At 33.2% G+C, this 15404-nt stretch carries 13 protein-coding genes; 5 read left to right on the top strand and 8 right to left on the bottom strand.

Translation table 11 applies throughout. The features are described 5' to 3' along the window. The first annotated feature begins 74 nt into the window (after positions 1–74). Complete coding sequence (locus EYS08_RS02200) at positions 75–1307, top strand: ATP-binding protein (protein ID WP_131028212.1); 1233 nt, start codon at positions 75–77, stop codon at positions 1305–1307. Between the two features lie 34 nt (positions 1308–1341). Here the strand turns inward: EYS08_RS02200 and EYS08_RS02195 are convergent, their stop codons facing one another. Further along, the gene (locus EYS08_RS02195) at positions 1342–1596 is read right to left on the bottom strand and encodes a helix-turn-helix transcriptional regulator (protein WP_131028211.1); all 255 of its coding nucleotides are present in this window, start codon (positions 1594–1596) and stop codon (positions 1342–1344) included. A gap of 397 nt (positions 1597–1993) precedes the next feature. Between EYS08_RS02195 and EYS08_RS02190 the strand changes: the two genes are divergently transcribed. Both EYS08_RS02190 and EYS08_RS02185 read left to right on the top strand, forming a co-directional pair. After that, positions 1994–3079, top strand: a complete 1086-nt coding sequence (locus tag EYS08_RS02190) for a S41 family peptidase (protein WP_165456343.1) — start codon at positions 1994–1996, stop codon at positions 3077–3079. Between the two features lie 163 nt (positions 3080–3242). After that, on the top strand, positions 3243–4697 hold the full coding sequence (locus tag EYS08_RS02185; RefSeq protein WP_131028209.1) for an MAC/perforin domain-containing protein: 1455 nt from the start codon (positions 3243–3245) through the stop codon (positions 4695–4697). Between the two features lie 543 nt (positions 4698–5240). On the opposite strand, the gene EYS08_RS02180 is transcribed toward EYS08_RS02185, so the two are convergent. Further along, on the bottom strand, positions 5241–5987 hold the full coding sequence (locus EYS08_RS02180) for a DUF268 domain-containing protein (protein ID WP_131028208.1): 747 nt from the start codon (positions 5985–5987) through the stop codon (positions 5241–5243). Between the two features lie 243 nt (positions 5988–6230). Between EYS08_RS02180 and EYS08_RS02175 the strand changes: the two genes are divergently transcribed. Beyond that, a complete protein-coding gene (locus EYS08_RS02175) occupies positions 6231–7322 on the top strand; it encodes an acyltransferase family protein (RefSeq protein ID WP_131028207.1) in 1092 nt (363 codons plus the stop codon). On the opposite strand, the gene EYS08_RS02170 is transcribed toward EYS08_RS02175, so the two are convergent. Continuing rightward, entirely contained in the window at positions 7319–8326 is a 1008-nt protein-coding gene (locus EYS08_RS02170; protein ID WP_131028206.1) for a glycosyltransferase family 2 protein, read from the bottom strand. The two genes, EYS08_RS02175 and EYS08_RS02170, sit on opposite strands and share 4 nt — an antisense overlap. Then, positions 8323–9177 carry an alpha-1,2-fucosyltransferase gene (locus tag EYS08_RS02165; RefSeq protein ID WP_131028205.1) on the bottom strand — a complete coding sequence of 285 codons (855 nt, stop codon included), beginning with the start codon at positions 9175–9177 and terminating at the stop codon, positions 8323–8325. Before EYS08_RS02165 ends, EYS08_RS02170 begins: the two co-directional genes overlap by 4 nt. Positions 9178–9259: 82 nt before the next feature. Here EYS08_RS02165 and EYS08_RS02160 point away from each other — a divergent pair, with 82 nt between their 5' ends. Continuing rightward, positions 9260–10204: a glycosyltransferase family 2 protein gene (locus tag EYS08_RS02160; RefSeq protein WP_131028204.1), complete on the top strand. Its 945-nt coding sequence runs from the start codon at positions 9260–9262 to the stop codon at positions 10202–10204. Positions 10205–10216: 12 nt separating this feature from the next. Here EYS08_RS02160 and EYS08_RS02155 read toward each other — a convergent pair whose 3' ends face one another. The 4 genes from EYS08_RS02155 to EYS08_RS02140 all read right to left on the bottom strand — a co-directional run bounded on the left by EYS08_RS02155 (position 10217) and on the right by EYS08_RS02140 (position 15363). Then, positions 10217–11011 (bottom strand): DUF5672 family protein, encoded by a 795-nt coding sequence (locus EYS08_RS02155; protein WP_131028203.1) that lies wholly within the window; start codon positions 11009–11011, stop codon positions 10217–10219. A gap of 12 nt (positions 11012–11023) precedes the next feature. Continuing rightward, entirely contained in the window at positions 11024–12190 is a 1167-nt protein-coding gene (locus EYS08_RS02150; RefSeq protein ID WP_131028202.1) for a glycosyltransferase, read from the bottom strand. Positions 12191–12198: 8 nt separating this feature from the next. Beyond that, the gene (locus EYS08_RS02145; RefSeq protein ID WP_131028201.1) at positions 12199–14019 is read right to left on the bottom strand and encodes an ABC transporter ATP-binding protein; all 1821 of its coding nucleotides are present in this window, start codon (positions 14017–14019) and stop codon (positions 12199–12201) included. Positions 14020–14307: 288 nt separating this feature from the next. Further along, on the bottom strand, positions 14308–15363 hold the full coding sequence (locus EYS08_RS02140) for a glycosyltransferase family 4 protein (protein WP_131028200.1): 1056 nt from the start codon (positions 15361–15363) through the stop codon (positions 14308–14310). Positions 15364–15404 lie beyond the last annotated feature (41 nt).

Below are 15404 nucleotides of genomic sequence, written 5' to 3'. Positions count from 1 at the left end.
ATCTTAAAAATATCGGATAATTTTGAATTAAAATCTTAATAATATCATATATTTGTCTTTTGGTATCGATAATTATGGAAAGATCAGGAGCACTAAAATCTTTAAAAGACCATTTGGGTAAGCCTCAGCATACTATCGTGATAGGTCCAAGGCAGATCGGTAAAACCACACTGGTTAAACAATTGGCTGAACAGTTAAATCAAGCTAATGAATTGGTTTATTTTCTGACTTTTGAAGATCCTGCTATTTTAGAAGCTGTAAATCATCATGCTGAAAATATCTTTAATTATACATTATTACCAGCTGATGTTCCTGCAGATAAAAGATTATATATAATTATTGACGAAGTTCAATATGCAAAAGATCCCAGTAATTTTTTAAAGCTTTTGTATGATAAGTATGCTCCAAAATTGAAAATTATTGCAACAGGGAGTAGTGCATTTTATATTGATAAAAGCTTTAAGGATAGTTTAGCGGGAAGAAAAAAGGTATTTGAATTTTTTCCTTTGGCTTTCGATGAGTTCCTGCACTTTAAGGGTGAGGATAATTTAATTGCAGAGTGGGAGCAGATGAAGAAAAGGGCTTCATATCAGGGTCTTCAACGTAACCGTATAAATTCACTTTTTGACGAATATTTAGTTTATGGCGGTTATCCTGCCGTAGTTTTGGCTGATACTGAACAGGAAAAGCAGGAAATGCTTAAAGAACTTGTAAATAGCTACATGAAAAAGGACGCTTTAGAAGCGGGCATTAAAGAAGAATTAAAATTTTTTCAGCTGGCAAGGTTATTGGCCGATCAAACAGGTAATCTGGTGAATAATCATGAGCTGGGAAATACCTTGCAAATGGCCAGTGCTACGGTAGAAAGCTACATTTATTTAATGCAGAAAACCTTTATTGTACACTTGCTGTCTCCTTTTTACGGCAATGTGCGGAAAGAATTAACCAAAATGCCAAAGATTTATTTTAACGATAATGGTTTGCGTAATACATTGTTAAATAACTTTTCTAAGCTGAATGATAGAGCAGACAAAGGAGAATTGTTAGAAAATTATGTCTATTGTAGGTTAAGGCAGTTATTTGATACAGATAATCTGCACTTTTGGCGAACTGCTGATGGTAATGAGGTAGATTTCATTATAGAAAAACACTTAAACAAAGGAATTGCTTACGAGGTGAAGTATAATGATGTTCAGTTTAAGCCAACCAAGTATAAAAAATTTGTAGAGGCATATCCTGATTTTGATTTAGAATGTGTTTGTAAGATACTTACAAAAAATGATTCGATAGAGGCTATTAGATTATAACTTGCTGATCAGAAGATAAACCCAAAAAGGGGTATCAATAATATTGATGCCTTTTTTGTTGGATAGAGATTACTTTGTTCTTTTTAAAATCAGATTGGATGATGATCTCATGGATCGGCATGTCATATAGTTCGGCAACTTTGTTTAGTTGAGATAATGAAAAATCAACCTCATTATTTTCCCACTTTCGATAAGCAACCCTGCTTATTCCTATTACATCAGCAACATACTGCTGTGTATAATTGTATTTGTCTCTATACCTTCTTAATGAGGTTCCTATGTCTAACATGTTGAGAAGCGTTAATGATTATGTGTATTTTCTGTTTACTCATTGTATTTGTAATAAGTAAATAATGATAATAAGAGATTGTCAAAATTAGCGAATAAAAATCAGTAATTTGTGTTGATAAAAATTATTAGAAAAAATAAATTATATCAAATGAATCGTTATAGTTTAATTAAACTTTAAGTTCCAAAAATTGAAAATTCATAATATTTTGAATTGCAAACTGATAAAGATGATTATGTTTTTGTTTATCGCATTAACTTACATCAGCTGTAAAAAGGATAAGCCAACCGATCAAAATGATGAAGAAATTGTTTCGCCATCTAGGGGAACAAGAACTGAATTTACCCTCGATTCTATTTTTCTATATGCAAAACAGATTTACTTATGGAATGATGTATTGCCTGGTTATAGCAATTTTAATCCCAGAGAAAAATACGGCAACATCAAACCAGAATTAAGTGCTTTTAAGAACGAACTTTTTGATATTTCACAACTTAAACTAAACCCTGTAACCGGCAAACCATTTGAAATCTCAAGTCAAAATAGCGTGCCAAAATACTCCTATTTACAGATCGGACGATCTAATAGTGGTGGAACTCGTGCAGGATTCATTAACGGAGAAGCTGTATTGGCCAAGCGCATCATTGAGTCAGACGACAAGCTTATTGCTTATATAGCCTTAGGTTCATTCCCCTCCTTAATTAGCGCTCAATCGAAATTAGATCAGGTTTTTAAAGAAATGGCAACTGCTAAACCTAAGTATCTTATTTTAGATTTACGTTCTAACGGGGGCGGTTATGTTGAAACAGCAGAGTATGTTGCTAATCTAATCGCTCCAAGTGCATTAAATGGCAAAATAATGTATTCAGAACAGTTTAATCAAACACTTCAAAGCGGTAAGGCAACAATTCTGCGTCATCAACCGTATCTAGATGAGAATGGAAAAACCGTAATTTATAACGGACGTTTGGCAACACTGGCTGATGTTGATTATACAGAAAACGGTAATACTTACAAATTCAATAAAAAGGGAACTTTAGAATCAATACAGAACGTGTACATCATAGTATCTGGCCAAACAGCTTCGGCAAGCGAATTATTGATTAGCTGTTTGAAACCTTATTTTAATGTTAAACTAATCGGAGTAAAAACATATGGAAAACCTGTAGGCTTTTTTGGGGTTAATATAGATCAGTACTCGTTTTATCTCAGTAGCTTTTTAATCAAAAACGCCCAAGGATGGTCTGATTATTTCAATGGCATGGAACCTGATTTGAATGTTGTTGGATCTGCAAATCCTATATTAGGTGATCCTGGAGAAATATGCTTAAAGTCAACGCTTTCTGCAATTAGCGGTAAAATACAGCTAATACCCAAAAAAACTGCTAGCATCTCAAAAAGAAATATAGTTGTACAATCTTCTGTGTTTAGTGCTCAAGATAATGTTGGTATGATCGAAAATAGGCTGAGGTTAAAACATTAATTGATTTTATATTTATCAAGCAACATGTATGTAGAATTAACTCTTTAATTTAGTATTTACTAATTTATGAATGAGTATGATTAATAATTATTGATAACTACACATTATCATAATTAATTTTTCTTATCGGTAGTTTTGTGAAAAAAATAACAGATAAATACTGATGAAAAACAATTACAAATTAAAAATTATTTGCTTGCTGTGTGTCTTAACAGCATTGTTCAGCAATTGTAAAAAAAGTGATCTTACTGAAGAAGCTAAATTAACTAATAATCATAACGAATTGGCATTTGCTGGTGATAATATATATGATGTTTTGGGATTTGGTTATGATGTAACTGATAGATTTGCGGAATATTCATCAACAAGATCTTCTGTTATCGATATTGCAAAATTTGTAAGAGAGGATCCTGGGAGTTATTTGCCCAAGAAAGGGGTTATTGATTATTGGATTTATGCTTATGGGGAAAATGCGCTAAGCTACTCTAATAGATTATCACAAAAATATACTGCCACATCTGATGTATTTGGTCTTTTTAAGGGGGAATTTAATTTATCTTTTGCAGGGAAAGATAGTACGTCTTCAAAATATGTATATTCTTCTGCAAAAAAGATAATTGAGCAGCAAAGCCAACAAATATTCTCCAGTGCTGAAAATCTGAAGAATAACTATCTGACTGAAAAATTTAGATCTGACATTTATGACTTGTCTCCACAGTTATTTGTTGAGAAATATGGGACACATATATTAACAGATATTACATTAGGTGCTAGATTTGATTTCAACTATGAAAGCCAAACAAATAATTCCAAAAGAGAAGAAGCGGCAAAAGCTGGTTTAAAATATAACGGTCTTTTAGCTATTATCAATGTTACAGCCGATATAGAAACAAACAGCGTTGAATCCAGCTCAAATTTTAATCAAACAGTACACTATAGGTCAATAGGTGGTGATGGAACTAAAGGACTTGTTGGAGATATTTCATTAGATAATACTGCACCAAAATTAACTGTTGCTACGTGGCAAAGTAGTTGTACTTTCGAAAATAAAGTACTAATTAAAATTGGTGAAAATGGATTGATGCCGATTGAAGAGCTAATAAGTGATCCGAATAAGAAAGCGGAAATAAAAGCATATATTAAACAGTATATTGATAGTAAGAAAATTGGAATTACAATAGATCCAGAAGAAAATTATAATCCGTTAAAAGAAGGATTACTCCTGCAAACACCTAATGGTAAAGTGTTTAGCGTAATAAATGGAAAAGCTAGACATATTCAAGATTACGGGACTTTAACAGCCGTTTATAATTACGAAACTGTAACAATAACACAACGACCTCTCTTTCCACCTGTGAGAACAGTAGTTTCACATATTAAACAGATAACAAACCTGTCGGATGAAGGTGTTACTGAAGGAAGCCCAATACCTCCAGGCGCTGAACTATTGCGTGATTCTAGAGATGGTAAAATTTATTTTTTCGAAAGTGCTCAGGGAAAATATATATTAAGACATATTATTAGTCCCGAGGTAGCGAATAAATATTATTTCAAATTAAATAATGCTAGAAATATTAGCAGTACGGTTGGTTTTACAATTGCCGCGCCAATTCAGTAATCCAAATAATATTTTAAACACTATTCTACATTAATAAAGAATAGTTTCTTGAGTTTGACTATTTACTAGTCAAGAAAGAAAAGTAGCCGTAAATTTGGTTTTACGGCTACTTTTTTGATTTTTATATCTAGTTAAAGAACTAGATATTGCGCACTTCCCCAAAATCAGATCAGTTAAATGTATAATTCTAGAACGTATATTATAATACAGTTCTGCTGGTCATTATTACGGCTTAGGTAACCAACCTACAATCGGTAATAGAACTTTTAGAAATGAAGGAATTGCTTTCTGTGCATATCCTAATAATACGCCAAATACTAGGCCTGTTTACATGTATTGTGGGTCATGAGATAGCGACCACTATTTAGGTACAGGTAATCATCCAACTATTGAAAATGGAGTTTTTGTAAATGAAGGTCCTGCCTTCAATGTTCCTTTGTAATATAATGGTGTTATCATAACTGTAATATTTTACACACTAAATGTTAAAAGAGCTTCAATATAAATTGAGGCTCTTTTTTGTACAATAGGGTAAGCCTGTGGTTATTTGCCTTTGCTAAACCAAAAACACCCACAGCCATAGAACTGCTTTTTAAGTAATTCCTCTGATGGATTAACTACTAATCCGCCATCTGCTTCATCTTCTGGGATTAATGCGAATTCTTTAAGTTTCAGGTCTGAAAACAAATTTAAAACCTGATCCCTGGAATAAATTCGATGCGCATTAAAACAGATTACATCTTTTGCCCCAAGAGGAACAACGAATAACAAATTGCCACCAATTGCTAATACCCGCGTCAATTCTTTTACTGCTTTAATATCCGCATCGTAATCCAGAGGGTCTCCATAACGGCCTAGGCCAACATGCTCTACTGTGTGCATGCATGATAACGATTCGACGGAGGCCGATTCAAAGGGCAAATTCATTAGATCGCCAGATAACGATTTCAAATTTGGTAATTCCAATTTCGCTGGTCGATAATCATAAAACTCAACTGGTAAAATTGCTGAGAGCATAGAGCAGAAATGCAGCGTAGATGAGATGTCTATATGTTTAGAAGGCTTATTGTTGATGATTATTCTGGTTGCCCAGGCAGGATGATAAACGTAATGCCTATCAAAGCCTGTATCTGTTGTATTATCAAATAAACATGGATAAAGATTTTCTTCATCCAAAGAAAAACGTTTTTTTGAACTTTTCTCTAAGTCAAGCAATTGTTTAAATTCGGCTTTGAATTTTATATTGTGGGAATTGTCTTTAGAAAATGCTTTTCTTATTTTTTTAATCATACTAAGTACTAATTATTCTCCCGACTAAGATAACGCAATTATTTAATGAAACCTTTCAGCCTTACTTAATATTAAATGATGTAAACTTATAGCGGGGTAAAAATAATTCTTGTAGAGATCTAATACATATCTTCTACCTGATATGGGTAATATTCTTTATACATGTGTGTTAAAATTTGCTCGATTTTTTATATAAGATCATTTTTTGTAGATATTCGCAGACTGTTTTAAAAATGTTATTCAATGGATACTGAGCCAATAAAAGTTACGACACCTAAAACAAAAAATTTTTCTTTTGTCGATTCAATCAGGTGTATATCTATGATTGGGATTGTTCTTGAGCATTGCGGAGTTGTTCCTCCAAATCACTATAGCAGGCAGTTTGAAAACATTGTCGAAAGTTCTATTATACAATCTTTTAAGTTCAGCACAATAGCTTTTTTTCTAATTGGCGGTTTTTTAATTAACCATAAGTTTAATGAATACACCCCTTTTCAGTATTTAAAGAACAGATTTAAGAAAACCATTAAACCATGGTTGTTCTGGATATTTATGTTAATTATGCTAAGTGTTTTAGACCGTTATATCGCCCATAGTAGAGGCAGCGAGATGGGTTTGATAGGAAGTAACTTTTTCCTATACTTTGTTGAAACCTTTACACGTATCGTACTCATTAGCCCATATTGGTTTATCCTTAATTTTCTTATTTGTATTACCATTTTATTGCTATTTAAAAAGCATTTGTATAACCTTTGGTTTGGTTTGGTTTTGGCGCTTTTTTCGCTGTTTTATAGTGTTAATATTTATCAGGACTGGATTGCCACAACCCATACTACCGCAATTTTTGGATTCGTATTTTATTTATGGCTCGGCGTTTATTTTAACGAGTATTATGATAAAATAATGAATATAATTAAGGCCACATCCTGGTTTATTATCTTGCTTTTAGCACTTGTTACCTTTTGGATAGCGGTTGGGGAATCTACTTTCCTTAACAGTATTGGTATAAAAGATGCATATAATACCTTACGTTTTAGTAATATCATCTATTCTTTGGTCATGTTTGCATTATTGTTAAAAGTCGGCAGTTTAAATTGGCTCCAGCGAAATTTACGACCCAGGGAAACTACGTTCGGTATCTATCTCATCCATGTGATTATAATTGACAGAGGACTTCCCCTAATTTTTCAGCCCTTAAAGTTAAATTTTCTTGAGCTTAGCATATGGCAGAATACCGGAATACTGCTAATTAGATTTTTAGTTACCTATGCGCTAAGCTTTTTCCTGGCTAGAGCTATAGGAAAAACCAAAGTGAAATGGATGGTGGGGAATTAACTGATTAATCCCCTAAGCGTGATTTTAAATATTTTTCGAAATTGCTTAAAATTGAAATACGCTACATTATACAATTCCTTTTTAAAATACCAATTTAATGCTTTAGCATTTGATTTTTTTAACCGCAGTATTTCGTACCATTTATTAAATAAAAACCGATTCAATTTAGCTGTATCAAATCTTTTTGATTTTGTATTTGCAACTTTCATTGCAATCAGTAGTTCGAGATATCCAGCAAAATGAGCTTCATTTAAATTATTTGTTAATAATTCTTTATGTAGATTTAAGCTGCTCGTGTTAAACGACATGCCTAAGTTATCTTGCATATTTTTAAGAATTTCGAGTTCATTTTTTCCCTGATCCTCTGATCTTTTGATCGTTATATTTTCACCATGTATCCTATACTTAACTAAAAAGGCATCAATATTTGCAACTTTGTATTTTTCTGAAATCCGGGTAAAAAGGTCAAAATCTTCAGCTAATGCAAAATCTCTATAGCCGTTAAGTGCTTTAAAGATTTCCGTTTTAAACATTGTACTTGAATTTATGAAAGAATTGGCAAATAACATACGCATGTTTATCGAATCATCAGTTGGCACAATTATTTTTTTATCGGCTTCTATTCCATTTTCATTTATAATTGTACCATGCCCTCCACATAATGCAACTTCGGGATGTGAAGAAAAAAAGTTTAACTGTAACTGAAACCTATCAGGATAAGCGATATCATCACTGTCTAAAATTGCAATGTACTCACCGTTAGCTAGTTCAAGCAACCTGTTTCTGGTAAATGGCAATCCTTTATTCACGTCGTTTTGTAAAAACCTGATTCTGTTATCATTAAATTTTTTAACTGCTAACGCCGTATCATCAGTTGATCCATCGTCAATAATAATAAGTTCAAAATCTTTAAAGGTTTGGTTTAAAATACTAGATACAGATTCTTCTATATAATCAGAAGCATTATAGGCAGCTATAAATGCTGTTATTTTAGGGCTTTTCATAGTTTGATCCAGCTTTTTGGACAAATATCAGTATCATCAACAGCAAGATTATTTACCCATTTCCCTGGGGCAATCACCACTTTATTAGTATTGTTATTTAGCCATGCACCCCACCAGCTAAAGCTGCTATTTGCAATAATATTATGCTTACAGTTACTCATCAATTGCATATCTATATAACTGTTTTTTCCCTTATTCAAATCAATGTAGGTTACATTCTCCAATTTAAGATTTTGTCTGCACCAGGCCATGTCATCAGAGAAGACAAAGAATTGCGTGTCTTTAATTTTTGAATTGATGTTCAATATCGCTTCCTCATAATAATATAAATTACAAATATTGCCTAATAAGGGGTCTTTTAAATAATCACCCCTTCTCACATGGATCGATACACTTTGAGTATTTGTGATTTTTTGAAGGATTGTTTTATTTTCTATATCTACAATTTTAGGGAAAATGAAATCATGTTTTATTTGGTCAGCTATATCATGGAAATATCCCTCGTTTTGCCAATAACCAAAATAATATTTATTAGTATCGCTTAAAAAAGAGGGATCGAACCTAAATTCCCTTTCCTCTACCCTGTAGGTCTTTTTTAAATTTAAAACCCTTTTCAGTTTTCTAAATACCCATTTGGTTTGATTGGGCTTAAATAGATTTAAAATAAATTTGCTTGGTGTTCTTACGGTTAAATTAAAAATTCTTCCCAGTTCATAGCCATTATGTAAAGGATAATCTTCAAAATCAGATAAATCTGCATAAACCTTGAAGCCCTTACTTTGTAAAGATTTGTAGAAAGAATATTGAAACATCTGATTGCCCAATCCGCCTATTATTTTTATGATGATCATACCTTGAATTGAATCAATAAATTTCTACTTAAATCTGAATGATCTGAAATACATACTCAGATTTAAATTAACTTTGTTATAAATGGAAAATCCTTTAGTTACTATTGTTATACCCGCATATAATTATCAGTCGTTTTTACCTGAGACTTTAAATTCGGTATTGGCACAAAAATATCAAAATTTTGAACTTATTGTTGTAGATGACGGTTCGACAGATAAAACAAAAGATGTTGTAGCTGAATTTTTAGCAAAAGATCCCAGGATAAAATATTTCTATCAATCAAATGCTGGCTTATCGGCTGCAAGAAACCTGGGGATAAAAAATGCACTTGGAGAATATATCCAGTTTTTAGATGCTGATGACCTTTTGTCTGATCTAAAATTAAGCTTGCAAGTTGAAGAGATGGAAACAGATGCTCATATAGATATCTCTTATACTATAGCGCGTTATTTTGTAGACGGCAATAAAGAAAAGCTTTATAAAAGTATAAACTTAAACCAAGATGAATGGATGCCTAAGTTGAATGGTTCTGGATATGAAGTTTTAGAAATGCTGGTTAAGCAAAATATAATGCCAGTTAATTCTGCTTTAATTAGGGCATCTTCATTGAAAAAAGTAGGCTTTTTTGATATGTTTTTGAAAAGTTTGGAAGACTGGGATTTTTGGATTTCGTGTGCATTTAGAAATTTCTATTTTTCTTTTTTGCCGGTAGAGGAGGCTTTTGCTTTAATTAGGGTTCACAAAATCAGCATGAGTCAGAACAGGAAAAAGATGTCGGAGTATGAAGTAATAGTGAGGAAGAGAATTAAAAATTTAATAAAAAACTGTTCATTTATTAATCCAGGGCAAAAAAAGATGCTGGGAAAATCAAATTCGAGGCATAATAAGGTTATTTTAAGTGGATTGATTAAAGAATCAAAGCCTAGCTTAAAAGAATGTTTTAGCTTAATTAAAAATGCTGGTATATCTCAATTCCTGGCATCTTACTTAAAAGCAATGAACGATAGCAGAAAAAGTAAATCCTAACGCGATTGTAGTTTAAATAGAATATCCAAAGCCTTTAAATATAGGTCTCCATACATCCAGATTTTTGTTCCAGGCATGGCATCCAAAAGGGAGTGCATTGTTAGTGAGTTCGAAGGCCCTATCAACAGGCACTTCAAACGCAAAATATACGGCTTCCTTATATGAAGGTATCCTTAAATTTTTTTTCTGCCTATTTACTTCTATGCTCCAAAAAACATCTTCATTAAAGTTAGCTGCCGGATTTAAAGAATATTCTTTTATTTTTTTCTGGAAGCGTTTGGTTAAATCATAAAATAACTGTGTTCTACGTAAAGATAAACCCCCATTTCCTACTTTATACTCCCGCTGGATGTCGGTGGGGGCAAGCGTATTTTTCTCTTTAATATCGAATTTTCTGTGTATGTAACCCAAAACGCTATTTTTTATTGCTTTGATCGCATCAGGATATTTATGTCTGAGCCACGGAGCTCCAACGTAGTCTATGTTTTTTTTACACCAGATAGTTAAGTCATCTTTAAAAACAAAAGCATCTAGTTGATAAATCAAGATGTATTCATAGTCTAAAAATGCTTTATAAAATTCTCCGGACAGCATTAATCTGTTGTAGCCTGCGATATCTTTAAAATACGCATCATCAAAACTGATGAAGTTACTAAATGGATACTTGGTATTTAAATTTAAAGAGTTAGGTTTTATGCAAAAGATTGGATGTGATTTAGAAAGAACTTTGAAACACTGCTGCAAGGATACATCCTCTAAATAGCTTATTTCTTTATAAATAGGTACAATAACGGCAACCTTTTTCATAATATGATGAGATTAAACTATTTCAAAAACAGTATCAAGATTTTTGTAACAACGTTCTTTTTCATAATTAATACTAAAAGCAGCAAAGGCATTTTCGGCCTGTTTTTTATATTCCGATTCGTCTGTTAATAGTTTCATTATGTTATTTCCGAATTCAACGGGATCATCACTAACCAAACAGCCATTGTCGGTCTTGTTGATCAGCCCATCGATCCCACGGGCATTACAAACGATCGGTAAGCCATAAGATAGCGCTTCTACTACTTTTATCTTGGTTCCGGTGCCCGTAAGCATAGGGCATAGCGATACTTTAGCATTTTGGTAATAGATTGATAAATCTTCGGCAAAGTTTACGGAAACAATGTTCGGCGCCTTTATTGAAAGATGCTCGTTTATCTGTCCAATGACGCATATCTGCACGCTGGTTGGTAATAACGGATACACATCCTTAAAAAACCATTTGGCAGCTTTTTGATTATGTACATTATCACTAGCGACATATATCAGATCAAACGACTTTTCATTAATATCATGAAGATTTTGGGGTTTATCAAGCATCATTGGCGCTAACACAATCTTGTTTTTACAGAATTGACTAAAGATATACTGTTCTTCGACAGAAATGGCTAATGCAATATCAAATAAAGAAATTCTTCTGATTTCTTCTTTAAAAGCCTGGCCAATATTAACTTTTTTTTGAAGTTGAGCGGTTATAAAATCATGTGTATCAATTACTTTAATTGCATTTTTTGCGAATCGGTTATTTTCTACCAATGTTGCCCAACTTGCATAGTTGATGAAGATGTAATCGTAATCGTTGTTTTTTAGAATTTTTTTGAATGCCCTCTTAAATCTTAAGGTTACCAATTCAGGGAATTGAAGCGGAAAGAACCAGGCCTTATTCTGATAGAAGAAATTAGGCAGTTTATAAAAAAGCAGATAATAGAATATGTTCTTTTTAGATGGTTTTTTTTTAATTACATAAGTATTATTGGCCAGGCCTGCTTGCTCAAATGCTTTAATATCTGTTTCGTTCCATTGCCCAGTGAAATATTCGCTTACAAAATCGATTTCAAAATCCCTTGATTTAAAATAGCTTAACATGCTTAAAGCCCTGGTTCTGTTGCCCGCATTTTTTTTTAGCGGATTATCAGGCATAAAAAATAGTACTCTACTCATCTAAATATCTAGTCGTTAAAGGCCTGCATATCAATTAAACGCTTGTACAAGCCATTTTTAGTCATTAATTCGCTATGGCTTCCGGTTTCTACAACACTACCTTTATCAATCACTACAATTTTATCCGCATGTTGTATTGTACTTAAGCGGTGCGCAATTACAATTGAGGTACGATTTTTCATTAAATTATTTAAGGCATCCTGAACTAATTTTTCAGATTCTGTATCTAATGCTGAGGTGGCCTCATCCAACAGCATGATTGGTGGGTTAGCCAATACGGCCCTTGCAATACACACACGCTGTTTCTGTCCTCCTGAGAGTTTATTTCCTCTATCGCCGACAAAAGATTGATAACCATCTTCTGTATTCTCGATAAAATCGTGCGCATTTGCAATTTTCGCAGCAGCAACAACTTCTTCCATTGTAGCATCTGGTTTGGCAAACGCAATGTTATTAAAAATGGTATCGTTAAATAGAAAAGACTCTTGATTAACGGTTCCCATTTGTGCCCTGATGCTTTCTACAGTAAGTTCCCTGTAATCGTGGCCATCAATTTTAATCACCCCCGATTTCGGATCATGAAAACGGGGGATTAAATCCATTAATGTGCTTTTTCCACCTCCTGATGGACCAACCAAGGCTAGTGTTTTTCCTTTCTCAATATCAAAAGAGATGGATTTTAGAATTTGTTTATCCCCATAGTTGAATGATACATCCTGAATACTGATGACATTGTTAAAGCCATCCAACACTTTGGCATCGGATTGATTAACGAGCGATGGTTTTGTGTCTATTAAGTCTAAAACACGTTCTCCGGCAGAAATTCCAGAATGTATTCCGCTAAACGAATCGGTTAAAGCTTTAATAGGTTGCATCACCTGAGAGAATGTTGCCAGGTAAACCACAAAATCTGCTGCTTCAAGATCTCCCTTTCCGCTTAAAATCAAGGTGCCACCATATAATAAGATAAATACGACAACCAAAACCCCGAGTGTTTGCGAAACTGGGGAAGCAAGCTGTTGCCTTCTTGCCATCTTTCTGTTCAAAAACGAATAAAACTTGTTTTCGTCATCGAACTTTTGCTTCATTCTTTCTGTAGAATTAAAGGCTTTGATAATCTTTATTCCACTGAGCGATTCATCTAAAAATCCGATCATCTTTGCAAAAGATTCATGCGATTGTGTTGCCTGCTGTTTTAATCTTTTTACTATTTTGCTGATAATAAAACCAGATATTGGGATAACCAACAATGAAAACAACGTTAATTTCAATGAGATGGAGATTAAAACCCCTACGAAGAACATAAGCTGTAAAGGTTCCTTAAAAACCACTTGTAGGGTATTGGTTACGGTAAACTGAACCACCTGCACATCAGATGCTACCTTTGAAATGATATCGCCTTTGCGCTCATTATTAAAGTAGCCCACGTGTAAATTCATAACGTTATTAAAAACTGTTTTCCTTAAGTTTAATAAAGTATGCACGCGCAGATCTTCCATAAAACGCTGAGAAAAATAACGGAATAAATTAGATAAGAATACCGTTGCAATAATAACAACGCAGATAATTTGCAACGCATGTATTTTATCGTGTGCAATTATGGCATCCATGTAATCATTAAACCTGCCAAGAAAATTTAATGAGCCTGTAACTTTATCAGGTTTAATGTTCGTAACCGCTTTGCCAAGAAACAAAGCCTGCATTAATGGACCCAGCAATGTGAATAGAAAAGTGTTAAAAATTATCGCGAATAATGTTGCAATAATATAAGGTATGGCAAACTTTTCGATGGGTTTGGCAAATGATAATAAACGAAAATATGTTTTCATTAAGTATTGTATATATAACAAAACCCAGGAAGTACCTGGTCGGGAAAAAAATATAATAAAATCCGAGCAAATGTACGGTTTTTCATACATATGAATAAGATCGTGAAACCCAACATAATTAAAAATACAATTCTTGGGTTTTAGAATGCTATTTTACGGGATGTAGTGAGTTAATAGTCTGGTATTAATTATTTGATTCTTGTCATAGAATACAGGGTTAGGAGCTGTTACTATACCTTACTTATGTTTTTACACCTGTTAATTTTTGCCATTAAAACTTACTTTTTGTTATTCCAAACATTCTTGATATAAATTCAGATACTGGTTGGCTGCAATTTCCCACGAAAATTTTTCTGCTTGTGCAATTGCTTCTTGAACACGATTATTTTGAGCGAAATCACTCATTCCTTTTTTAAATACTTCCTGCATGTGTTCAGGTTCGAAATTGTCGAAGTAATAAGCCACGTTGCCGCCAACCTCTGGGAGTGAGGTGAATTTTGAGAGAAAAACAGGTTTTCCAAAGTGCATGCCTTCTATTACAGGAAGGCCAAAACCTTCAGCAACCGAAGGGAATAAAAAAGCATCGCAATTTTTGTAGTACCAAGCTTTATCTTCATCACTAATTGGCCCGGTAATGTGTACCCTGTCTAGACAATTATGTTTTTCTGCTTCCTCTAAAATCCGCTGCTTGTGAGGTGTTTCTCTTCCGGAAATGACCAGTTCAAAATCGTTATCTTTTAATAATGCAGGTAACAAGTGGAAACCTTTTTGTACCGAAAGCAAACCAATGGTAAATAGAAATTTCTTTCTAGGTTTAAAAGCTGGCTGATGATTTTCATCTGAAATTAATTTATCGGCCCCGTTATAAATTACACTGATTTTATTTGCTGACTCAGGGAAATAGTGTTTCACATCATTTGCAACAAATTGCGATATGCATACAATTTTATCACACTGTGCTATTAGCTTGCCTAGTTTTTTTAGATATACCTGGATTCTGTGTGGCTTGCTAAACTTTAAATGAACCTTATTCATGTCATGAATGGTCATTATTTTTTTTGCATTAACTTTTTTTGGCCGTAATCTGCAGGTCTGATCAGAGAGATGAACAACTTCGAAATCATTTTTTTTCTTAAAAAATAACCGATCTAATCTCGAAAGATAAATGATATCAACCAAGCCGTTAAAAAGATATTTTGTCTGTTTGAAAAGATAAAATTTTAATTCAAACTTTCCTTTGTTTTCCTGGATTAATGCGTCGCCTAATCCTTTTCCAAACGAAAAATAGCCACAATTGGCATCTTTCATCGAATCAAAAGTTACTAAGACCTTAGGCTTTTCCATTAATTAAATCGTGTATTTAGAAGAAAAAAATTATGCAAATA

It is taken from the genome of Pedobacter kyonggii, from assembly GCF_004310665.1.
Classification (GTDB): Bacteria; Bacteroidota; Bacteroidia; order Sphingobacteriales; family Sphingobacteriaceae; genus Pedobacter; species Pedobacter kyonggii.
The sequence above is the reverse complement of the archived record's forward strand: the minus strand, read 5'-3'. Positions and strand labels throughout refer to the sequence as shown.

What these genes read in the sequence shown, in the direction of transcription:
- EYS08_RS02200 (WP_131028212.1), top strand. Translation starts at nt 75, where the DNA reads ATGGAAAGATCAGGAGCACTAAAATCTTTAAAAGACCATTTGGGTAAG.
- EYS08_RS02195 (WP_131028211.1), bottom strand. Translation starts at nt 1,596, where the DNA reads ATGTTAGACATAGGAACCTCATTAAGAAGGTATAGAGACAAATACAAT.
- EYS08_RS02185 (WP_131028209.1), top strand. Translation starts at nt 3,243, where the DNA reads ATGAAAAACAATTACAAATTAAAAATTATTTGCTTGCTGTGTGTCTTA.
- EYS08_RS02180 (WP_131028208.1), bottom strand. Translation starts at nt 5,987, where the DNA reads ATGATTAAAAAAATAAGAAAAGCATTTTCTAAAGACAATTCCCACAAT.
- EYS08_RS02175 (WP_131028207.1), top strand. Translation starts at nt 6,231, where the DNA reads ATGGATACTGAGCCAATAAAAGTTACGACACCTAAAACAAAAAATTTT.
- EYS08_RS02170 (WP_131028206.1), bottom strand. Translation starts at nt 8,326, where the DNA reads ATGAAAAGCCCTAAAATAACAGCATTTATAGCTGCCTATAATGCTTCT.
- EYS08_RS02165 (WP_131028205.1), bottom strand. Translation starts at nt 9,177, where the DNA reads ATGATCATCATAAAAATAATAGGCGGATTGGGCAATCAGATGTTTCAA.
- EYS08_RS02160 (WP_131028204.1), top strand. Translation starts at nt 9,260, where the DNA reads ATGGAAAATCCTTTAGTTACTATTGTTATACCCGCATATAATTATCAG.
- EYS08_RS02155 (WP_131028203.1), bottom strand. Translation starts at nt 11,011, where the DNA reads ATGAAAAAGGTTGCCGTTATTGTACCTATTTATAAAGAAATAAGCTAT.
- EYS08_RS02150 (WP_131028202.1), bottom strand. Translation starts at nt 12,190, where the DNA reads ATGAGTAGAGTACTATTTTTTATGCCTGATAATCCGCTAAAAAAAAAT.
- EYS08_RS02145 (WP_131028201.1), bottom strand. Translation starts at nt 14,019, where the DNA reads ATGAAAACATATTTTCGTTTATTATCATTTGCCAAACCCATCGAAAAG.
- EYS08_RS02140 (WP_131028200.1), bottom strand. Translation starts at nt 15,363, where the DNA reads ATGGAAAAGCCTAAGGTCTTAGTAACTTTTGATTCGATGAAAGATGCC.